Here is a 19746-nt window from a genome sequence, read left to right on the forward strand (position 1 = left end):
GCTCTCAGAGCCTGACGCGCAGCAGCCGTATTACAGCCAGTAGACCAGCGAGTACAGGCCCAGCCACACCACGTCCACAAAGTGCCAGTACCAGGCGGCGCCTTCAAACCCGAAGTGGCGCTCTGCCGTGAAATGGCCTTTTTGCAGGCGCAGCGTGATGAACAGCAGCATCAGCATGCCGACAAACACATGGAAACCGTGAAAGCCGGTCAGCATGTAGAAGGTCGAACCATAGATGCCCGACGTCAGCTTGAGGTTCAGTTCGGAATAGGCGTGAAAGTATTCGTAGCCCTGCACGCCCATGAAGGTCGCGCCCAGCAGCACGGTGATCCACATGAAGCCAATCGTTTTGGCGCGATGGCCTTCACGCAGGGCGTGGTGGGCAATGGTGAGCGTCACGCCCGAGCTGAGCAGCAGGGCTGTGTTGATGGTGGGCAGCCAGAACGGGCCCATGGTCTGGAACGGCTCGATGATGCCGGCCGGGGACGCGGTAACACCGGCCGCCAAGGTGGGCCAGACCGCCTTGAAGTCAGGCCACAGCAGGGCATTTTCGAGATTGCCCAGCGCAGGCACCGAATGCGCGCGCGCCCACCACAAGGCCGTGAAAAAAGCGCCAAAGAACATCACTTCCGAGAAGATGAACCAGCTCATGCTCCAGCGGAAAGACAGGTCTATCTTGTGGCCGTACAAACCGCCCTCGCTCTCGGCAATCGATTCGCGGAACCACTGGAACAGCACGCCCAGCCACATCAACATGCCGAAAGCCAGCGCGTAAGCACCCCAGGCGGCGCCGTTGATCCACTGCGCGGCGCCCAGGATGACAAAAAACAGGCCCGTCGCGGCCATCACCGGGTGGCGGGATGGGCTGGGCACGAAGTAGTAAGGGGTTCCCCCGTGTGCGGTTGATGACATGTCGACTCCTGTTTTCTCTAGATTTCCGTAAATTTCAATAAATGAGATGGTGCGGGCTGCGGGCACTGCGGCTCAGCGGGCGACCATCCAGTTCACCAGCAGCACCAAAACACCTACAAACAAAACCACACCGACCAGGCCCGCCACGATGATGTGCACCGGGCTCAGGTTCTTGATGTCTTCCTCATAGGCGCCACGCGCGCGCAGCCCCACAAAAGACCACGCCACGGCCTTGACCGTACGCCAGATCGATACCTTGGGGCGGACCGCAGGCTCGCTCATACGCCACCAGACTCCGGCTTGATCTGGGCAGCAGCTGCAGTCGTGGCCGCAGTGGCGGCCTTCAGGGCCACCGGGGCGGCCGGTGTTTTGCCGCCGACTTCAAAGAAGGTGTACGACAGAGTGATCGTGGTCACGTCTTTGGGTAGCTTGGGGTCAATCACAAAGGCCACGGGCCATTGTTTCTTTTCGCCGGGCGCCAGGGTGTACTGGTTGAAGCAAAAGCACTCCAGCTTGTTGAAGTGTGCGGCCGACTGCTTGGGCGCATAGCTCGGAATGGCCTGCGCCGACATGGTCCGGGCTTGCACGTTCTGGAACTCGTACATCACCGTGGCCAGCTCGCCAGGATGGACCTGCAGCGTGCGCATGGCCGGCTTGAACTGCCAGGGGCCGCGCGCATTGGCATCAAATTCCACCGTGATGCTGCGGCTCGCATCAACCTGAGTGTTGGCAGGCAGCTGCGAGGTGGCACCGGGGATCTGGCGATCGGACAAGGCCAGGATGTTGATGCCGGTCATCTCGCAAATGGCCTTGTACAGGGGCACCAGCGCATAACCAAAAGCAAACATGCCGAGCACGATCACGCCCAGCTTGCCCAGCATTTTGAAGTTTTCGCGTTGAGGAGCCATGCCGTTTGCGCCCTTGCCTATTTGCCGATCAGGACCAGCTTGGCAATGAAGCCCGCGAAAAGCACCAGCGCCACCGAGGCCAGAATCAGCCCCAGGCGCCGGTTGTTTTTCTTTTGTTCAGGTGTCATGGTTTAAGTCGCAGCTGCGTTTCAGCCAACGATCCTGGTCGCGCTGGCATCGAGCTTGGGCGGATTCTCGAAGGTGTGGAAAGGCGCTGGCGAGGGCACTTCCCACTCCAGGCCTTCAGCCGCTTCCCAGGGTTTCTGGGACGCTTTTTCACCCTGGCCGCGCATGGCAGGCACCACAATGAACAGGAAGAAGTAAACCTGTGCCAGACCGAAGAACAAGGCGCCCACGCTGGCAATCGCGTTGAAATCGGCAAACTGCATCGGGTAGTCGGCGTAGCGGCGTGGCATGCCAGCCAGGCCCAGGAAGTGCATCGGGAAGAAGGTGATGTTGAACGAAATCAGCGACCACCAGAAGTGGATCTTGCCGCGCGCTTCGCTGTACATCACGCCAGTCCACTTGGGGGCCCAGTAGTAATAGCCGGCGAACATGCTGAACAGCGAGCCGGCCACCAGCACGTAGTGGAAGTGCGCGACCACGTAGTAGGTGTCCTGCAGCTGGATGTCAATCGGCGCCACCGACAGGATCAGGCCGGTGAAACCACCCATGGTGAACACGAAGATGAAACCCACGGCAAACAGCATGGGGGTCTCGAAGGTCATCGAGCCCTTCCACATGGTGGCGATCCAGTTGAAGATTTTCACGCCGGTAGGCACGGCGATCAGCATGGTTGAGTACATGAAGAACAGCTGGCCGGTCACCGGCATGCCGGTGGTGAACATGTGGTGCGCCCAGACGACAAAACTCAAAATGGCGATGGAGCCGGTGGCGTACACCATGGAGGCGTAGCCGAACAGACGCTTGCGCGAGAAGGCCGGGATGATGGCGCTGACGATGCCGAACGCCGGCAAGATCATGATGTAAACCTCGGGGTGGCCGAAGAACCAGAAAATGTGCTGGTACATAACCGGGTCACCGCCGCCGGCGGGGTTGAAGAAGCTGGTGCCGAAATGGCGGTCCGTCAGCGTCATGGTGATCGCGCCGGCCAACACGGGCATCACGGCGATCAGCAGGTAGGCGGTGATCAGCCAGGTCCAGCAGAACATGGGCATCTTCATGAGCGTCATGCCGGGGGCGCGCATGTTGAGAACGGTCACGATGATGTTGATGGAGCCCATGATGGACGAGGCGCCCATGATGTGCATGGCAAAAATGCCGGCGTCCATGGACGGCCCCATCTGCAGCGTCAACGGGGCATAAAGCGTCCAGCCGGCTGCCGGTGCGCCGCCAGGCATGAAGAACGAACCAACCAGCATGAGGGCCGCGGGAATCAGCAGCCAGAAGCTGAAGTTGTTCAAGCGCGCGAAGGCCATGTCGGACGCGCCGATCTGCAGCGGAATCATCCAGTTGGCGAAGCCCACGAAGGCCGGCATGATGGCGCCGAACACCATGATCAGGCCGTGCATGGTGGTGAGCTGGTTGAACAGTTCAGGGTTGATCAGTTGCAGGCCGGGCTGGAACAGCTCGGCGCGGATGCCCAGGGCCAGCAGGCCACCAACCATCAGCATGGTGAAGCTGAACAGCAGGTACAGCGTGCCGATGTCCTTGTGGTTGGTCGCGTAGACCCAGCGACGCCAGCCGGTGGGCGCATGGTGGTCATCATGCGCGTGCTCATGCGCGTGGTCGTGATGGTCTAGTACTGCACTCATCTTGGCTTCCTTTGGTGGCTTCTTTGCTGGCTTGCGCCTGTAGCTTTGTCGTTGCGGCCGACGGTCAGGTCGGGCCGGCTATTTTGGGAGGTTGTCGTCGGGCGACCGGTTACTTGCGAGCGGCCTGAACTTCAGCCGGCTGCACGATCTGCCCGGTCTGGTTGGACCAGTTGTTCTTGGTGTAGCTGATCACGGCGGCGAGGTCGGTATCGCTGAGCTGCTTCCAGGGCGGCATCGCGCCGTTGTTCTGGCCATTGAGCACCACCAGGATCTGCTTGGACTTGTCGGCATCGAGCACCACGGCCGCGCCGTCGAGCGGCTTGATCGGGCCCGCGCCCTTGCCATTGGCCTGGTGGCAGGACGCGCAGTTGGCGCCATACACCTTTTCGCCGCGCGCTTTCAGGTCCGCCAGGGTCCACACCTTGGAAGGATCATCGGCCTTGGCTGCGGCTTCCTTGAGCTTGGCGCTGGCCCATTTCGTGTAGTCCTCTGCCGAGACCACCTTCACGTGAATCGGCATGTAGGCGTGTTCCTTGCCGCACAGCTCGGCGCACTGGCCGTAGAAGTCGCCGGTTTTCTCGGCGCGGAACCAGGTGTCGCGCACAAAGCCCGGAACCGCGTCCTGCTTGATGCCAAAGGCCGGCACCATGAAGGCATGGATCACGTCGCTGGCGGTGGTGATGATGCGGATTTTCTTGTTGACCGGCACCACCAGCGGGTTGTCGACCTTGAGCAGGTAGTTGTCAGGCGCTTCGCCGGCTTTCGGGCCGCCAAGGTCGGACATTTCGCGGTGCGTGTTGTCCAGGGTTGAAACAAAACCGATGCCCTCGCCTTCGCCCTTGATGTAGTCGTAGCCCCATTTCCACTGGATGCCGGTGGCCTTGATGGTCAGGTCGGAGTTGGTGGTGTCTTTCTGGGCGACCAGCACCTTGGTGGCCGGCAGGGCCATGCCAATCACGATGACGAAGGGGATGATGGTCCAGGCAATTTCGACGGCGGTGGACTCGTGGAAATTGGCCGACTTGTGGCCCACCGACTTGCGGTGCTTCCAGATGGAATAGAACATCACGCCAAACACGGCCACGAAGATCAGCAGGCAGATGCCCATCATGAACCAGTGCAGCCATTGCTGCTCCTCCGCAATTTTGGTCACGGCGGGGTGCAGATTGAGCTGGTTGACGGCCGGACCGCCGGGCAAATCGTTCACGGCGTGAGCAGCAGTACTGACCAATAGGGCCACGCTTGCCACGAGGGCGGCTGCCTTGCGGGTCACTGCCTGTGCGCTTGACACTAACGGCTCCAAAATCGCTCCTGCGTGCTTCATGCCATGCCCTATGGTTTTGCTTGCGTTCATCGTGATTACTCTTATTGCCTCAATTACCGACCAAATTAACCCGCTGATTATAAAGTTAGCTTGGCGGCTGCCCTTCGGCCGCTGTTTGTGACCTGTTTCTGGCCTGCTTCAGGGTCTGTTTCAGGGCTTGGCCCGATGGCCGTGCAGCATGCTGCGCATGTCCTCAACCGATACGGCACTCAAGGGGCTGACCCTGATTTTGGGCCGGGGCTTCAGGGCATGGCCGTAAATCACCTCGAAAGTCAGCGACAGCCGGCCGTCGGCCCCGACCGCCAGATGCTGGCCCAGCGCCTGCTCCAGCCGCGCTTTCCAGGCGCGGCCGCGCAGCGCCGGAAAACGCGCCGGGTGGAAGTTGCGGCCCAGCTCGGCCAGCTCGGCCAGCAGCCGCGCCGGCGTCTCGTAGGTCAGGACAATGCGCTCCATGTCCATCACCGGCTCGGCAAAACCGGTTTGCACCAGCATGTCGCCCCAGTCGTGCATGTCGGTCAGCTCGTGGCCCGCCGGCGGCCAGCCCAGGGCGGCATACAGTTCCCGCAGCTCGCGGGCGGTGTCCGGGCCCAGGCACGAAAACATCAAAAAACCATCGAGCCGCAAAGCCTGGTGCCACTGCGCCAGCAAGGCCTGGGGGTCCGCGCTTTCATGCAGCGCCATATTGGCCCACAGCATGTCCACGCTGGCAGGGGCCGGCGCTTCAAAACGGACCGGCGCAGCGCCCCAGCGCCGCCAATGCCGCGGGCTCCACCAGGGTTTTGCTATGTTTTTCATAGCTTCCTGTGTACGTTCCGCGCTGGCTTCAACCACAAAACATGCAGCTTTCGGGTACCGGGCAAGCAGTTGCTCATGCGTCTGCAAACCACCGCGCAGCGCGCCCCAATGCGCCCAGGCCTGGGGCTGCAGCTTGATCCACTGCAGCCGGTCCTGCATGCGGCGCGCCACTTCCTCATGCAGCCACGGCGACGCCAGCGGCGCCACGCGCTGCCAGCGCTGGACGGCAACCGGGTCAAGGGTGGGGGGGCGCTCTGGGGTGGTCATGCGAAATGGGGGATGAAGAACTTACGAAGGGTAAATACGAAAAGGTAGGCGAGTATATTGACACGGTGCTCACACGCCTGCTCCCGCCCAGTTTCACGCTGCCCGACATCGCCAGCCAGTGCGCGGTCTGCCGCAGTTGGCCCGCTCGCCCCGTTTGCCAGCCCTGCGTGGCCCGTTTCGTATCTGTTGCTCCCCGTTGCCGCCGCTGCGCACTGACCCTGCCGGCCGATTTGTCGCTCGGCTTGAGGAGCCACCCGGGTCTTTGCCTGAGCTGCATCACGCACGCACCCCCGCTCGATGCCGCGTTGGCAGCCGTGGCTTACGCCTTTCCCTGGTCAGACCTGATTGCCCATTACAAATTTGGCGGCAAGTCGGGTTGGTCTTCTTTTTTTGCCGGGCTGCTGCTACAGACCCCAGGCGTTCCGGCGGCGTTGGCCGCCATGGGAGCCGATGACTGGATACTGCCCATGCCCTTGTCGGCGCAGCGTTTGCAGTCGCGCGGCTTTAACCAGGCCTGGGCGCTGGCGCAGGCCCTGGCCCGGCAGGCGGGGTGCCGCGCCCGGCCGGATGCCCGTTTGCTGCTGCGCGTCAAGGACACGCGCCCGCAAAGCCAGCTCAAGCGCGAGGCCCGCCTGGCCAACGTCAAAGGCGCTTTCATGGTCGAGCCTTTGCGTGCGGCCGCTCTGGCCGGGCGGCGCGTGGTGCTGGTCGATGACGTGATGACCAGTGGCGCCTCGCTGTCCACCGCAGCGCAGGCCTTGCGCGATGCCGGCGCCGCGCACATCACTGCTGTGGTGCTGGCCAGAACTGAATAGGCTCCACGCCCGGCACGGGCGACAATCCAGCCATGTTCAATATTGTCCTGGTCGAACCTGAAATCCCGCCCAACACCGGCAATGTGATCCGCCTGGCCGCCAACACCGGCTGCACGCTGCATCTGGTGGAGCCGCTGGGGTTTTCGATGGACGACAAGCACATGCGGCGCGCCGGACTCGACTACCACGAGTACGCCCAGGTGCTGCGCCACGCCAGCTGGCAGGCCCTGCTGGACAGCCAGCGACCGCCCGCCGACAGGCTGTTTGCCATGACCACCCGCGGCTCGCGCAGCCCGTATGAGACCGCCTTTGCACCGGGCGACTGGCTGGTGTTTGGCTCGGAAACCAAAGGGCTGGCGCCGGCGCTGCGCGACTCATGGCCGGCGGCGCAGTGCCTGAAACTGCCCATGCTGGCCGGCCAGCGCAGCCTGAACCTGTCCAATGCCGTGGCCGTCACCGTCTTTGAAGCCTGGCGGCAAAATGGCTTTGGCGGGCTGAGCTAGCCGCCGCGAAGGGCCGCCCCGAGCAAGCGACGGCCCCCGAGGGGCCGAGGCCCGCGGCTCCAGGCCTGCCTGTGCAGGCCTGGACGGGCAGAGGAGCCGCCGCGTCTCGCGGCGGCACGTCCAGCGCATTACACGAAGTGAAAAGCGTGGGGGCTAGCAACACCCTAGGGATAGCGCCGCACCAGCGACTCGGCGATGCACACCGGCTTGGCCGAGCCTTCCCGCTCTATCGTCACTTCCCAGGTCATTTGCATGCCCTGCTTGTCAATCGGCTCGCAGGCCAGCAGCTTCATGCGCGCGCGCAAGCGGCTGTCCACCGGCACCGGCGCCATGAAGCGCACCTTGTTCAGCCCATAGTTCACGCCCATGCGGGACTGCACGATCTCGAACGATGATTCAAAAAACTTCGGCAGCAGCGACAGCGTCAGGAACCCGTGCGCTATCGGGCCGCCAAACGGGCCGGCTTTGGCCTTCTCGGGGTCGACATGAATCCACTGGTGATCGCCGGTGGCCTCGGCAAACTGGTTGATCTGCTGCTGCGTGATGGTGGTCCAGTCGCTGACCGCGACTTCCTGGCCCACGCACGCAGCCAGCTCCGACAGGGTTTGAAAGGTTTTCATGCCCCCGACTTTACCGGCCGCCCGGGCTTGTCGCTTGTCGAGCCAGCGACACACTGCGGGCTGTTACTTGCGGGCCGTCACTGGTCCAGCCAGCGACAAATCCCCTGCCACTGCTCGAGGTCCTTCTCCACCCGGCCCGGCGCCACGTCAAACAGCGTCAGGCCGCGCGCCGCCAGGTGGATGTAGTTTTGCGTGTCGCGCACATAACCGAGCACCGGCAGGCCCAGCCCGTCGACAAATTCGTGCAGTTTGTCGGCCGAAATGGTGCGGGCATCCACCCGCATGCCGACAATGCCGACCTGCATCTTGCCCGCATGGCGGTGCTCGGCCAGCTGGTCCAGAAAGGTGCGGGTGGCAAAAATATCAAAGATGCTGGGCTGCAGCGGCACGATCACCTTGTCGGCCAGCTTGATCACATCGTTAAAGCGCCAGCCGTGCAGGCCGGCGGGCGTGTCCAGCACCACATGCGTTGTGCCCTTGGGCGGTTTGGCAATCAGGTCGCCATTCACATCCCAGGTGGCGATGGGGCGTGCAGCCGGCGGGCGCAAACCGAGCCAGAGCCGGGAGGACTGCTGCCGGTCGGCGTCACCGAGCATGACCGCATGGCCCTGAGCGGCAAAGTAACCGGCCACATTGGTGGACAGCGTCGATTTACCGACACCGCCCTTGGGATTGGCAATCACAACCACAGGCATGCGAATCTCCTGGAATTTTTACGCTATGGTAACGGCATGGACGCGATTGCCCCAAACACCGCCACAAACCCTGCCCCGGACACCTATGTGATCGCCGCCCACCCCAACTGGCGCGAGTCGCGGGTCAACCGCCCGCTGATGGCCGCGGCAGGGCAGCTGGCGCGGGTGCAGGTGCGCGACCTGTACTCCAGCTACCCCGACTATTGCGTTGACGTGGCGCGCGAGCAGGCCGCCCTGGCCCGCGCCCGGCTGGTGGTGCTGATGCACCCCATCCAGTGGTACGCCATGCCGGCGCTGCAAAAGCTCTGGCTGGACGAAGTGCTCACTTACGGCTGGGCCTATGGCGAGGGCGGCACCGCCCTCAAAGGCAAGGACCTGTGGCTGGTCGCCACCACCGGCAGCCCGCAAGCCTCCTACCACCCGCAAAGCCACCACCGCCATTTTTTCGACGCCTTCCTGCCGCCTTACAAGCAGACGGCGGCGCTGTGCGGCATGCGTTTTTTGCCGCCGCTGGTGCTGCACGGCGCCCGCCGCGCCAGCCAGCAGGAAGTGGCTGCACACCTGGAAATATTCAGCCAGCACCTGCAAAGCTACCCCGACTGGCCCGAGCTTGCCGACCTGGCGCTGCCCCCACTTGGCGAAGTGCCGGCCACGGACCGGCCCCTGACCTGAGCCCCACGCCTGCATCAATCCAACAACCAAAACAACAGCCAAAAAATCACCTCATGGAACATGCACCGGCCTGGCTGGTCAACAGTCTGATTTACCTGGGCGCCGCAGTCTTCGCCGTGCCGCTGAGCAAGGCGCTGGGCCTGGGCTCCATCATCGGCTACCTCGCCGCCGGCATCGCCATCGGTCCCTGGGGCCTGGGCCTGGTCACGAACGTCGAGGACATCCTGCACTTTGCCGAGTTCGGCGTGGTGCTGATGCTGTTCCTCGTGGGCCTGGAGCTCGAGCCCAAGCGCTTGTGGAGCCTGCGCCGGCCCATCTTCGGCTGGGGCAGCGCCCAGGTGCTGGGCTGCGCGGCGCTGCTTTTTGTCGCCGCTTATGCAGCGGGCGTGCCGTGGAAAATCAGCCTGGTCGCGGCGCTGGGCCTGGCGCTGTCGTCCACCGCGATCGCACTGCAGGTGATGGGCGAGCGCAACCTGCTGCCCACGTCCAGCGGGCGGGCGGGCTTCTCCATCCTGCTGTTCCAGGATGTGGCCGCCATCCCCATCCTGGCCCTGCTGCCGCTGCTGGGCTCGGTTTCAGAGACAAATGGGGCTGCAGCCCAGACCAATACGGCACTGGAAGCTATCAAAACCATAGCGGTTGTCGGCGGCATCATTCTTGGCGGTCGCCTGTTGCTGCGCCCGCTGCTGCGCTGGATCGCCAAGAGCGACACGCCCGAGATCTTCACCGCCACCTCGCTGCTGCTGGTGGTGGCGATCGCGGCGCTGATGCAGCTGGTGGGCCTGTCGATGGCGCTGGGCGCCTTCCTGGCCGGCGTGCTGCTGGCCGAAAGCGAGTACCGGCGCGAGTTGGAAACCGACATCGAGCCGTTCAAAGGCCTCTTGCTCGGGCTGTTCTTCATCGCGGTCGGCATGAGCATCGACTTCGGCGTGATCGCCCGCTCGCCCGGTCTGATGGCGCTGATCGTGGTCGGCTTTCTCGCCGTCAAGGGCGCCGTGATCTACGGCCTGGCCAAGGCCATGGGCCTGGCGCTGCAAGACCGGCCGGTCTTCACGCTGCTGCTGGCCCAGGGTGGCGAGTTCGCCTTCGTGGTGTTCCAGGCGGCGGTGGGCTCGAAAGTGTTCACGCCGGAAACCGCGTCGCTGCTGATCGGTGCGGTGGCGATCTCGATGCTGCTGAGCCCGCTGCTGCTGGTGGCCGTCGACAAGCTGCTGCTGCCGCGCTGGGCCAACTGCAATCTGCCGCAGCTGGAGGAAATTTCCGAGCCGCAGAACGCGCCCATCATCATCGCGGGCTTCGGCCGCTACGGCCAGATCATCGGCCGCATGCTGGGGGCCCAGGGCATCCCGGCCACCGTGCTGGACCACGACGCCGACATGATTGAGGCGGCGCGCAGTTTTGGCTACAAGGTGTTTTATGGCGATGCGACGCGGCTGGACCTGCTGCGCACGGCCGGGGCGGCCAGCGCCAAAATCCTGGTGCTGGCGGTGGACAGCGTCGAGCAGTCACTGGCCATTGTGGACCTCGTCCAGTCGCATTTCCCCCACCTGGAACTGGTGGCCCGCGCGCGCGACGTGACGCACTGGAACGAGCTGCGCGACCGCGGCGTGACGCGGGTGGAACGCGAAGTCTTCGAGTCCAGCCTGCGCAGCGCGCGCACCGTGCTCGAACTGCTGGGTCTGCCACCGCATGAAGCACGCCAGCACGCCATGCGCTTTCGCCAGCACAACCTCGACCTGTTCGAGCAGATGTACCCGCACCACAAGGACCGCGCCAAAGTGATTGCCGTGATCAAGCAGGGGCGCCAGCAGCTGGAAGAGCAGATGGCCAAAGAGCGGGCGCTGCAGGCAGAGCGTCGGCCGGCCGGCTGGAATGATTGAAGTTCTTAATAAAATCTGGCTGCAGCCCTTGATTGACTTGCGTAAGCAGCTATTGATTCAGTAGCAAATAGAAGCGAGAAGCGCTGGCGTTAATGAACAGACTCTACAAAAGCCAGCTCCCAGCGCGCTGCCACCGCCTGCAAGCGCTTGTCGCGCGTCCAGAGCTGGGAGCCGGGTGACAGGCGGACGCTGGCCAGCAAGTGAACATCCACATAGCCCAGCCCCAAACCAGCCAGCGACTGGCCGTCAATAAACGCCAGCACCTCCGAATCAGCAGCCACAGCCGCCTTGGGCAGGGCTTGCAGCGCCTGCATGACCAGCTGGCGCTGCCGTAAGTGGCCCAGCGCCATCTCACCCGCCACAAAGGGGTGAATCAGCACGCGATGGCTTTGCAGCAGACCCGCCAGCAAAGCGTCACCCGCGCGCAAGTGGTCAATCCAGACCGAGGTATCGACCAGCACCATGGCTGGCTCAGGCCGGGTCGGTCTGGCGCCGGGGCACGGGCACCAACTGGGTTTCGGTGCCCCCCAGCAGCGACAGTCGCCGGGCAGCTTCCCGCTCGATCAAGGCCTGCAAAGCCTCGCGCACCAGCGCCGATTTCTCTTTAAGGCCCGTGAACTGCTGCGCCTGTGCCAGCAAATCATCATCCAAGGCCAAGGTTGTACGCATCAAACACTCCAGAAACATATCGCAGCGACATGTTGAGGCATTAATTATGACATCATTTGATGACAATTAAGGCGCTATTCAAAATCCACTCGATCCCCATGCCGGAATCTGGATCAGCCTGCTATTTATTCATGAAATAGGCTTTAAGCCGAATACTCAACTCGTAGTCCAGATGGCCACGCGCCAGCTTGGTGACGACATTTCGCACACGATCCATGTCCGGCTGCCAAGTCTTCTGGCCTTCTTCGCGCAAGGACAGTTCGGCCAGGATTCTGCTGGCCAGTTGTGGCACGGCGCGAAGAATCCTGCGCACATTCGCCCTCTTCACGCCGGACGGATCTCCGGTGCCGCAGATCACGCACTCGATGAAGCAGGCTAAGTACTGCTCATCCAGCGAGAAGGACTGATTGCACTCGGCGCAGGCAAGTACAACAGGCAGGTTCGGTGGGAATGGCTCATCCAGCAGAACCTTCGATGGACAGTGATCTCGTGTGGTTGGCTCTGCACCGCAGTACACGCATGAACCAGCCAACCGTTCGTCCACAAAGAGTTTTCGAGGATCGTTCATGCAAATTCAAGCTGCGAGCAAATCCAGGAACTCAACTTACATCATTATGGTTTCCCGCATCCCTATGGCAATTCCGGTATCTCGCACTGCCCGCACCTCGCACCAAGAACTTACCCTTCAACCACAATGCCTTCCGCTCGCCCCCTGCCAAGGACATCAAGAAGAATCGCACACTGCTTCTCGGTGGGAAGCTTTGCAGGGATCTGCATGGCAATCTTGAGAATCCCAATCTCCTTTGGCGTGAGAAGCTCCTTTTCGAGAAGGGCCTGATGAAGGCGAGCCCACTCTCCTGCGGGAACAGCCAGCACATGCCGCTGCGCTTCGATGCCGTTGTCAACCTTCTGGGTTTGCTTGGCAGATCTGACCTCCGCCGCCTGATCGTCGATCGACAGAAGCTGATCGTAGAATTCGGGAGGGAGCAGCTTCTCGACATCTTCAATGCGCGTTTGAATCCGCGTCCAACAGGCTTCCCTCTTGCACCATTCGGAGATGTTCGAGATGCCAGCCGGAGGCCTGATGATGTCCTCGTTCACGACTCCGGACACGACCGCAATGGAGCTTTCAAGCACGGCGTTGACGCCTTGTGCATTCCATATGCCCGGAAAGTCCAAGCACGCCTTCCTTCGCTTCGCAAGTTCGCCGAGCATGGCCAGCGTGTAGGCCACTATGTTGGCCCGGTACCCGCCGTTGTACCAAAGCTGTGCAGACACGATCCGCTCGGTGGCGCGGAACATGAGCCCGCGAGCAACTGCTCGCTTGAAATAGAACTCATTGAACCCGTCGGATGATTTTTCCCACTCGCCGCCGATCCGGGTTGCGTATCGCGCAAAGTTTTTCTGAGAACCCAGGTTGACCCATCTGGGATGGTCATCCCAGACATTCTCGAACTTCGCCAGATCGGTCTTCGTGAACATCTGTGGCTTTGGATGTTCCGCCTTGAAGCGGCGCTGCTCACCAGGCGTGAGCTTCGATTGAGCGTCCGCGTACTGTCCACGCGCACGTTCGTAGAACCACTTCGTCTCACGCTGAGCCCCCTTCTGCGCTGGCGCCCATATGCGTCTTGAGAACCCTTCCATCCGAACATGGAATGGATGGTTCGAGAAGAAGTCTGCAGCATTGACCCGATTCTGGGTGTTCGCATACTCGGATATGCGCGGAACGACCGTTTCGCTCTGTTGGCTGTCGATGACGGACAGCTTCATCTGAACGAATATCTGTGACAGATCGGCTCGGTCACGCTTTCTCGTATGAAAGAGTGACGCAGTGGTCTGCCCACCGTTCACGATCTGAAGGTCGAGCATTCTTGTGATAGCAAGACCAGCATCTGTCGTCCTCGTTTCAATGCTCTGCGCAGTCGCCGTGACCCCGTTGTTGTAGGCAAAGAACATCCCCGGCTCATTCAGGATCGTTGCCCTGATGCCCTGATTGACGTTTCCTCGTGCCTGAAGAAACGTTCGCACATTCTGTTCGAGCAGGCGGGCGCCAAACTTCTCGTACAGGGCCGCCAGCACTTCGGCCGGCATGACCATCAGATATGACTGGTAGGCCTCTGCGCCCAGGTGAGCAGGAAGGCAGGATATGCCCTTGCCGAACATCTGCTCGAAGTCCAGGTCGAGCGGTTCCTTGTGACCGCGAGAGCTCCGCTGACGATGAAGGCGTGAAATGTCCCAGATGTGGTGGCTGGTAGGTACTCCCGCCACCTCCGTGTCGGGGATGGCCTGGATCTTTTCGCTGAGGGCGCGCTCCGAGAAGAGCACAAGATTGAGTTGGCGGATCGAGCCTCTCCGGTCGGCAATCTGCCGAGCAAGCCCGTACCCCGGCGACGTGACCTCAAGTTCGCCTGCCAATCCCTTGTTGATGCTCGCCTCGAAGAAGTTGGTGACACGCTTGAACGTGGCAACCACATCCGTCCGAATCAGGGATGCGAGCTCGCCGCGGGAATCGAAGTCCGCAATGAAAAGATCCAGAACCCCGTCATCGTTGAACCAGTAGCCATCCACGCGCATTCCGCGCGGTGCTTTGAAGTCACAGAGTTCGAAGCCCTCGACGAATCCCGTCTCGATCAACTCATTCGCGACAGTTTCCATGAATTCGGACAGTTGAAAGCTGCCATTCGCTTCGGCACTGGCCAGCAGTTCCTGACGGAAGTCATGGAAGAATTCCTCGCTGCTCTGCTCCATCATTCCCCTCCAAAGACGGCCGCACCGTCGCATTCGTACGGTGTGATGGCCTCCAACCTGATGTCGTAGGCCACCCTGGCGATCCCCGTCGACAGTTGCGACCGCATCAGACGCGGGAACCCATCCTGGACACGATAAGTGGTCACGCTGCCGATCACGAACGCCGGCTCGTCATAGTCAGGCAGCGGCGCGTAGCCATGCGCCACCAGCTTGCGGTCGAATGCCTCGACGGCCTCCGCTTCGCCGAGCCGTGCCTGGACCTCAGCGACGACTGCGTTGAGCGACCGCGCGCCTGCGGCATCCGGCAGATTGCTCAGCCGGTAGATGCGCAGGAACAATGCATCATTGAGAGATTCGAGCTGGTCCTCTGACGAGATGCGGACAGTGCTGCGTTCGGCTCCCGAGAGCGACTTGATCTCCACGGCCGTGTTGCCGAAGATGAAGTCCTGATGGGACTTGTCCGGGCCGAGCCAGGCTTGGAGCGCCGTACCGGCTGGAACAGGCCGGTCCAACAGCTCCAGCAGGAAGGTGAGCTCAGCAAAGAGGCCTCGGACTTCCTCGGCAGACAGGTGCTGACCTCGCCCGGACATAAAGGTCTTCCACCGGCGGATATGCGCCAGTGCAACAGCGAGCGAGCTCACGGAATCGGTCGCGTGCTCCAGCGCGGAAGCGAGAGTACGGCAGAGCCCCTCGAAGAGGTCTCGGTCGACCTCCGTCTCAAGGGAGAGAATCAGGCGCTGCCGACCTGCATCGCCGCCGCGAAGATCGACGTCGATGCCGTTCACGGTGACGGCATTCTTCCGATACTGTCCCGTGTGATCGCCATGCAGCTCCACGATGAAGAGGCAGGCACCGCTCCTGTCCCTTCCCCAGAAGCAGGGCACGACCGTCTTGCCCAGGACTTGGCGGACATTGAGGTCCGCCCCCGGAACGCTGATGCCATCCCACGGTGACGACTCAGGCATCGTAGTCCTCCTCTTCGTCCGGGTCATCCGGCACACCCTGCATCCGCTCCAGCCAGACCCGGTTCGCGACAACCTCGATCTCGGTCTCATAGTGGCCGGGTGGGAAGCTGACGCCGAAGGCCGCGATCGGACCCTTGACTTTGTCATCGCCGTGCGGATCAAGGCTGTGAATCATGAGGAGCGGTTTCCTTCGAACCTCGCGATAGTGGGTATCCGAGGCCGCAACCGGGTTGTCTCCTGACGCGGCCGCGGCCTCAGCCGCCGCCTTCTGTTCCTCGGCAAGGCCCAGCTTCTCGTCCCCGCGCGAGGCCACGCGGTCCTTGTTCAGCCGCCAGGCGGAGCCTTGGCGATCGCCGACAACGCGGGACTGGCCGTTCAACCTATGCGGCTTGCCGTCTCCATTACTCGGCGAGATCAGCAGCACATCACCGACTGCATGCTGGTCGGCGAGAGTGCGCAGATAGGCGACGATATCCGCCTTGCGATCGGCGAACTGGCTGTGCGCTTGGAAGGCGATCAGGAAGTCCTCGATCCGCTCGGTGTCGACGTCGCGGAAGATCACTCCCTTGCCAGTGTCCATCGGGTCACGGCCGCCGAAGCCTTCACGCCAGGATCGCTCGATCAGGGCGAAGTTCGCCTCATTCACATCGCTGTCGGTGGAGACGATGTAGCTCTCCAGCATGCGGCCACTGAAGTTCTGCCGGAATTTCACCTTCTCGCCGGCGCGCATCTTGTTGGCGGCGGTGATCAGCAGGCTGTCGGGATGCGCCAGGACATAGAGCCCGAACTGGCGCGGACTGAGCCCATCGCGGCGCATGCGCTTGACCTGCTGAGTCAGTTCCTCGGCAGCCAACGCGATGTGCGAATACCAGTTGATGGAATCACGGGAAAGATGGACGCGGCAGAGATCCTCGAAGCCTGGCCGATAGCCGAACCAGCGGCCCATCTGCATGAGCGTGTCATACATCTTCGTGTTGCGGTACATGTAGCTGACGGTCAGTCCCTCGATGGTCAGGCCACGGGACAGACTCAGACCACCGACGGCGATGGCTGTGAGCCCGACGCCCTCCTTTTCGTACTTCGTGAAGTCGAGGACCTCGTCGCTCTTGCTGTTGATGACGTAGAGGTGGAGATGCTCGAACACACCGTCGAGGGCGGTTTTGACCTGCTCCCAGGTGAAACCGGCATCGGCATATTCGTCGTCGAAGGCCTGTTTCAGGCCCCGCATGTAGACGTTCGCGGAGGATGCGGACTCGGGCATCCTGTAGTTGGCCCGCACGGCTTCCCTGATCTTCTTCTCCCGCAGGCTGAGGAACTCCCGCACCGCCCGCTGCACGGGCACGAAACGCGACACATTGACCATCATGGAGCAGTGCTTGCTTGCCTGCCCGCGCAGGTTCCGGATTGCGCGCGCCACGATGAATCCGTCCATGGCCCGGTACAGGCTCGGAGGCAATTCAGCGATCGGATGGTCCCTCTTGTGCGTATAGGGAATGAGGTCTTCGCAATCGTCGATCGGTCGCACGATCGACTGGCTGGACTCCTCGTTCAGGAACACCTTCTCCGCACCAAAATAGGTAGTCGGCGCGTCGAGGCAGTAGATGAAGTCGCGCGGAAACAGTTCCTCCCGAACGTCTTCGTCGTAGGAATCGGGATTGATGAAGATGTTCGCGAAGGGGGTGGCCGTGTAGCCGACGTAGCAGGATTTCGCGAAGAGACCAAGAATGCGCCGGATCATGGCGTTCGTGCGCGTCGGATCGAGATCTTCCTTGTTCGTGTTGATGGACGCGTTGTCGGCTTCATCGTCGATCAGCAAAATCGGCACATCGGAGATCCGTCCGTCTCCAGAGGCGTTGAGCTCCTTGAGCCACTTGTGAAGTGCGGTCAGCGTGGTGACGTTCTTCTTGATGACGAGAATGATCGGCTTGCTGAAATCGTTGATCTTCCAGCCGCTTTTGGCGGCCGTGTTCTTGTTGAAGTCCTCGTTGATGTTGGTGAGGGTCGCCGGATGCGGATAGCCGGGGTCCAGACCGACGCCAATCGTCCTGCGATCCTCCGGGTCGCTCGACCGGCCGATGAAGGCTTCGTCAACGCGCTCCTGCGTCTGCTTTCGCAGGTTGTTGTGAATGCCGGCGGTGACGATGATGAACTTGTAGCCGGCGTCGGCCGCCCTCGCAATCAGGCCAGTGTAGTTGGCGGTCTTGCCTGACTGCACATGGCCGATGACAAGGCCACGACGATTCCAGTTCGCCCCCTCGCTCTTCGGATCCTGCAGGTGCCCAAGAATCCGACCCGTCACGTCGCTCAGCGATTGCACCATCCGAGGTGGCCAACCCTCCTCGCGCAGAAATTTCCCGTAGGCGTTCGCATAGGTCCAGGTGATGTCCTCGCGCTTGCGAACCCACTGGTCGTCATGCTTCGCGGCGGGATCGACCAGCGACACGCCGGCCCCCATGCGCGTGTCAACCGAGATCATCGCTTCGGTGATGATGTTCCGGAGATCGCCCGTGTATCCAAAGAGTTCGGCGATCTGTTGCGCCTTCTTCTCGACCTGCTCGCGCGTCGGCGTCTCCTTCATGTTGGCGAGGCCCGAGATGAGCGCATTCGCGATATTCCGTTCTTCGGTGATGACTGGTCCGCTCATGTGAAGGCCTCGTTGATGAATGTCTTGGCTGTCTCGATCTGTCCCTCGAACAGATGGGTGGATCGCACGATCTGAAGAAATGCGTCCGGATCGCCTGGTCCGTCGCCATAGAGCACCTGCTTGAGGCTTCTCAGGCGGTCAATCGTGAGGTCGCTGTCGACTGCCGCCTGGCTCACCTCCCGGGGATGCGTCGAGTAGTCGGAGTAGATCATCTCGACGGGGAGGGATGCTGCGATCGAGTCGAGCAGAACCCGCAGCGAATTCGCGTCCTCGGGCTTCAATTTCATGCTCAACGAGAGAATGAGAGGATGCTGCGCATTGATCGCGAACCGAATGCCTCCATGATCCGCGTAGCGCTCCCACAACGGCGCATCGCTCTCCTGAAATAGCTTCTGGCCGCGGCCGCGATGCACGGTCACGCTGCGGGCTGTGATCCTGGCAATGATCTGGCGCAGCCGCTCCCGCACCGCGTGGGGCGGCCGGGCACGCGACTTCTTGATGTCGATGGTCCAGGCTTCGTCCAGACTGTTGGGGAAGTCGATCTGGACCCTGGCCAGTTTCGTGGCCTCCCCCTTGGGCACGAGCCGGAACCAGTCACCCCACGCCATCAGACGGCCATTGCGGTAGATGTAGGCTCCCTGATTCGAAATGAAATCACTGCGGCTCTGGTAGAAGTCATACTCGCGAGCGGTCAGCCTGGTGTGATGCGGCAGTACATACGGCTGCAGACGCACTTCGGCTTCACCGATGCGGACAACCTCCTCCGGAAGCAGCTGTGTGGCCGGGTTCTTTCGGCAGAAGGGATCGAAAGCCTCGACCGCGTGGCCATTGACCGCAATGGAAATCCTTGGATAGCCCTTGACATCGCCTGCGAGGAATCGATGGAAGACAAGCGATAGATGCCTGCCCAGGGCATCCAACTTCTCGCTGATGATCTCGTCCCGACGGTCGCCGGCCTCGTCTTCAGCGAGCCGGTCAAGCTCGCGCCATACAACGGCGGTACCATGAACGCCGATGCGATCGAGGTATGGCAGCGCATCGAGATCCACATCGTCCAGGATGGACAGGATCCATTCGTCGGCAGCATCGATGCGATCGAGATTCCATTCGGCTCCGCAAAGCACCCCATCCCTTGCGCTGGCCACCGTCAGCGACCGGCACTGGGAAAAGGATGCCGTCTTCAGCCCGAGACCAAAACGCCCCAGATCCCGTGGTGACCGCTGCTGCCTTGGGTTTGTCGTCCCATGGCGCATGGCATCGAGGAGTTCGGGCTCTGTCATCCCCCTCCCGTTGTCCAGAATGACCACCAAAGGCTGCGCACCGGACAGGTCACAGATGATGTCGATGGCATCTGCGCCTGCAAAAATACTGTTGTCGATCAGATCGGCAATCGCTGTCTCAAGCGAGTACCCAAGATCGCGCATCGATGCCGAAAGGCATGCAGCACTTGGCGGATGATTGTGATCGCGCGCCATCAGTATCCCCCTCGCGAATTCTCATGGATCAGTTTCATGGCAGGCTTCCGACTGCCGCACCTAGCGCTATTTTTCCACC

Annotated in this window: 20 protein-coding genes; 4 read left to right on the forward strand and 16 right to left on the reverse strand. The window is 61.8% G+C overall.

Annotated features, from left to right (window positions below):
- Window positions 1-30: 30 nt before the first annotated feature.
- The 7 genes from V6M61_RS15180 to V6M61_RS15210 form a co-directional block, all read right to left on the reverse strand.
- On the reverse strand, window positions 31-912 hold the full coding sequence (locus tag V6M61_RS15180) for a cytochrome c oxidase subunit 3 (protein WP_332777415.1): 882 nt from the start codon (window positions 910-912) through the stop codon (window positions 31-33).
- Between the two features lie 72 nt (window positions 913-984).
- On the reverse strand, window positions 985-1194 hold the full coding sequence (locus tag V6M61_RS15185) for a DUF2970 domain-containing protein (RefSeq protein ID WP_332777416.1): 210 nt from the start codon (window positions 1192-1194) through the stop codon (window positions 985-987).
- A complete protein-coding gene (locus V6M61_RS15190) occupies window positions 1191-1820 on the reverse strand; it encodes a cytochrome c oxidase assembly protein (protein WP_332777417.1) in 630 nt (209 codons plus the stop codon). Before V6M61_RS15190 ends, V6M61_RS15185 begins: the two co-directional genes overlap by 4 nt.
- A 17-nt stretch (window positions 1821-1837) precedes the next feature.
- Window positions 1838-1948, reverse strand: a complete 111-nt coding sequence (locus V6M61_RS15195) for a cytochrome oxidase small assembly protein (protein WP_332777418.1) — start codon at window positions 1946-1948, stop codon at window positions 1838-1840.
- Between the two features lie 21 nt (window positions 1949-1969).
- Window positions 1970-3595, reverse strand: a complete 1626-nt coding sequence (ctaD, locus tag V6M61_RS15200; RefSeq protein WP_332777419.1) for a cytochrome c oxidase subunit I — start codon at window positions 3593-3595, stop codon at window positions 1970-1972.
- A 109-nt stretch (window positions 3596-3704) separates the two neighbouring features.
- A complete protein-coding gene (gene coxB / locus V6M61_RS15205) occupies window positions 3705-4919 on the reverse strand; it encodes a cytochrome c oxidase subunit II (protein WP_332777452.1) in 1215 nt (404 codons plus the stop codon).
- Between the two features lie 150 nt (window positions 4920-5069).
- The gene (locus V6M61_RS15210; protein WP_332777420.1) at window positions 5070-5981 is read right to left on the reverse strand and encodes a biotin synthase; all 912 of its coding nucleotides are present in this window, start codon (window positions 5979-5981) and stop codon (window positions 5070-5072) included.
- Between the two features lie 65 nt (window positions 5982-6046).
- On the opposite strand from V6M61_RS15210, the gene V6M61_RS15215 reads away from it, so the two are divergent.
- Together V6M61_RS15215 and trmL are read left to right on the forward strand one after the other, a co-directional pair.
- On the forward strand, window positions 6047-6796 hold the full coding sequence (locus tag V6M61_RS15215) for a ComF family protein (RefSeq protein WP_332777421.1): 750 nt from the start codon (window positions 6047-6049) through the stop codon (window positions 6794-6796).
- A 32-nt stretch (window positions 6797-6828) separates the two neighbouring features.
- The gene (gene trmL, locus V6M61_RS15220) at window positions 6829-7299 is read left to right on the forward strand and encodes a tRNA (uridine(34)/cytosine(34)/5-carboxymethylaminomethyluridine(34)-2'-O)-methyltransferase TrmL (protein ID WP_332777422.1); all 471 of its coding nucleotides are present in this window, start codon (window positions 6829-6831) and stop codon (window positions 7297-7299) included.
- 164 nt (window positions 7300-7463) lie between these two features.
- Here the strand turns inward: trmL and V6M61_RS15225 are convergent, their stop codons facing one another.
- Both V6M61_RS15225 and V6M61_RS15230 read right to left on the reverse strand, forming a co-directional pair.
- A complete protein-coding gene (locus V6M61_RS15225) occupies window positions 7464-7919 on the reverse strand; it encodes a MaoC family dehydratase (RefSeq protein WP_332777423.1) in 456 nt (151 codons plus the stop codon).
- A 77-nt stretch (window positions 7920-7996) separates the two neighbouring features.
- The gene (locus V6M61_RS15230) at window positions 7997-8614 is read right to left on the reverse strand and encodes a ParA family protein (RefSeq protein ID WP_332777424.1); all 618 of its coding nucleotides are present in this window, start codon (window positions 8612-8614) and stop codon (window positions 7997-7999) included.
- A gap of 36 nt (window positions 8615-8650) precedes the next feature.
- On the opposite strand from V6M61_RS15230, the gene kefF reads away from it, so the two are divergent.
- Both kefF and kefC read left to right on the forward strand, forming a co-directional pair.
- On the forward strand, window positions 8651-9286 hold the full coding sequence (kefF, locus tag V6M61_RS15235) for a glutathione-regulated potassium-efflux system oxidoreductase KefF (protein WP_332777425.1): 636 nt from the start codon (window positions 8651-8653) through the stop codon (window positions 9284-9286).
- 53 nt (window positions 9287-9339) lie between these two features.
- Complete coding sequence (kefC, locus tag V6M61_RS15240; protein ID WP_332777426.1) at window positions 9340-11166, forward strand: glutathione-regulated potassium-efflux system protein KefC; 1827 nt, start codon at window positions 9340-9342, stop codon at window positions 11164-11166.
- Between the two features lie 89 nt (window positions 11167-11255).
- Here the strand turns inward: kefC and V6M61_RS15245 are convergent, their stop codons facing one another.
- The 7 genes from V6M61_RS15245 to V6M61_RS15275 form a co-directional block, all read right to left on the reverse strand.
- The gene (locus V6M61_RS15245) at window positions 11256-11630 is read right to left on the reverse strand and encodes a type II toxin-antitoxin system VapC family toxin (protein ID WP_332777427.1); all 375 of its coding nucleotides are present in this window, start codon (window positions 11628-11630) and stop codon (window positions 11256-11258) included.
- A gap of 7 nt (window positions 11631-11637) precedes the next feature.
- On the reverse strand, window positions 11638-11835 hold the full coding sequence (locus V6M61_RS15250; protein WP_332777428.1) for a type II toxin-antitoxin system VapB family antitoxin: 198 nt from the start codon (window positions 11833-11835) through the stop codon (window positions 11638-11640).
- Between the two features lie 121 nt (window positions 11836-11956).
- Window positions 11957-12403: a hypothetical protein gene (locus V6M61_RS15255; protein ID WP_332777429.1), complete on the reverse strand. Its 447-nt coding sequence runs from the start codon at window positions 12401-12403 to the stop codon at window positions 11957-11959.
- 110 nt (window positions 12404-12513) lie between these two features.
- A complete protein-coding gene (locus V6M61_RS15260) occupies window positions 12514-14583 on the reverse strand; it encodes an AIPR family protein (protein WP_332777430.1) in 2070 nt (689 codons plus the stop codon).
- Complete coding sequence (locus V6M61_RS15265) at window positions 14583-15548, reverse strand: PD-(D/E)XK motif protein (RefSeq protein WP_332777431.1); 966 nt, start codon at window positions 15546-15548, stop codon at window positions 14583-14585. The genes V6M61_RS15260 and V6M61_RS15265 overlap by 1 nt, the downstream gene beginning before the upstream one ends.
- On the reverse strand, window positions 15541-18192 hold the full coding sequence (locus V6M61_RS15270; protein WP_332777432.1) for a Z1 domain-containing protein: 2652 nt from the start codon (window positions 18190-18192) through the stop codon (window positions 15541-15543). Before V6M61_RS15270 ends, V6M61_RS15265 begins: the two co-directional genes overlap by 8 nt.
- Window positions 18189-19667 (reverse strand): ATP-binding protein, encoded by a 1479-nt coding sequence (locus V6M61_RS15275; protein ID WP_332777433.1) that lies wholly within the window; start codon window positions 19665-19667, stop codon window positions 18189-18191. Before V6M61_RS15275 ends, V6M61_RS15270 begins: the two co-directional genes overlap by 4 nt.
- Window positions 19668-19746: the final 79 nt, after the last annotated feature.

It is taken from the genome of Polaromonas sp. (assembly GCF_036676035.1).
Lineage (GTDB): Bacteria > Pseudomonadota > Gammaproteobacteria > Burkholderiales > Burkholderiaceae_C > Polaromonas.

Excerpts from the sequence above, each read along its gene's own strand:
- V6M61_RS15275 (WP_332777433.1), bottom strand. The coding sequence starts at position 19,667 with ATGGCGCGCGATCACAATCATCCGCCAAGTGCTGCATGCCTTTCGGCA.
- ctaD (WP_332777419.1), bottom strand. The coding sequence starts at position 3,595 with ATGAGTGCAGTACTAGACCATCACGACCACGCGCATGAGCACGCGCAT.
- kefF (WP_332777425.1), top strand. The coding sequence starts at position 8,651 with ATGGACGCGATTGCCCCAAACACCGCCACAAACCCTGCCCCGGACACC.
- V6M61_RS15270 (WP_332777432.1), bottom strand. The coding sequence starts at position 18,192 with ATGAGCGGACCAGTCATCACCGAAGAACGGAATATCGCGAATGCGCTC.
- V6M61_RS15180 (WP_332777415.1), bottom strand. The coding sequence starts at position 912 with ATGTCATCAACCGCACACGGGGGAACCCCTTACTACTTCGTGCCCAGC.
- V6M61_RS15185 (WP_332777416.1), bottom strand. The coding sequence starts at position 1,194 with ATGAGCGAGCCTGCGGTCCGCCCCAAGGTATCGATCTGGCGTACGGTC.
- V6M61_RS15255 (WP_332777429.1), bottom strand. The coding sequence starts at position 12,403 with ATGAACGATCCTCGAAAACTCTTTGTGGACGAACGGTTGGCTGGTTCA.
- V6M61_RS15190 (WP_332777417.1), bottom strand. The coding sequence starts at position 1,820 with ATGGCTCCTCAACGCGAAAACTTCAAAATGCTGGGCAAGCTGGGCGTG.
- V6M61_RS15260 (WP_332777430.1), bottom strand. The coding sequence starts at position 14,583 with ATGGAGCAGAGCAGCGAGGAATTCTTCCATGACTTCCGTCAGGAACTG.
- V6M61_RS15225 (WP_332777423.1), bottom strand. The coding sequence starts at position 7,919 with ATGAAAACCTTTCAAACCCTGTCGGAGCTGGCTGCGTGCGTGGGCCAG.
- V6M61_RS15210 (WP_332777420.1), bottom strand. The coding sequence starts at position 5,981 with ATGACCACCCCAGAGCGCCCCCCCACCCTTGACCCGGTTGCCGTCCAG.
- trmL (WP_332777422.1), top strand. The coding sequence starts at position 6,829 with ATGTTCAATATTGTCCTGGTCGAACCTGAAATCCCGCCCAACACCGGC.
- V6M61_RS15230 (WP_332777424.1), bottom strand. The coding sequence starts at position 8,614 with ATGCCTGTGGTTGTGATTGCCAATCCCAAGGGCGGTGTCGGTAAATCG.
- V6M61_RS15265 (WP_332777431.1), bottom strand. The coding sequence starts at position 15,548 with ATGCCTGAGTCGTCACCGTGGGATGGCATCAGCGTTCCGGGGGCGGAC.
- coxB (WP_332777452.1), bottom strand. The coding sequence starts at position 4,919 with ATGAAGCACGCAGGAGCGATTTTGGAGCCGTTAGTGTCAAGCGCACAG.
- V6M61_RS15245 (WP_332777427.1), bottom strand. The coding sequence starts at position 11,630 with ATGGTGCTGGTCGATACCTCGGTCTGGATTGACCACTTGCGCGCGGGT.
- kefC (WP_332777426.1), top strand. The coding sequence starts at position 9,340 with ATGGAACATGCACCGGCCTGGCTGGTCAACAGTCTGATTTACCTGGGC.
- V6M61_RS15195 (WP_332777418.1), bottom strand. The coding sequence starts at position 1,948 with ATGACACCTGAACAAAAGAAAAACAACCGGCGCCTGGGGCTGATTCTG.
- V6M61_RS15250 (WP_332777428.1), bottom strand. The coding sequence starts at position 11,835 with ATGCGTACAACCTTGGCCTTGGATGATGATTTGCTGGCACAGGCGCAG.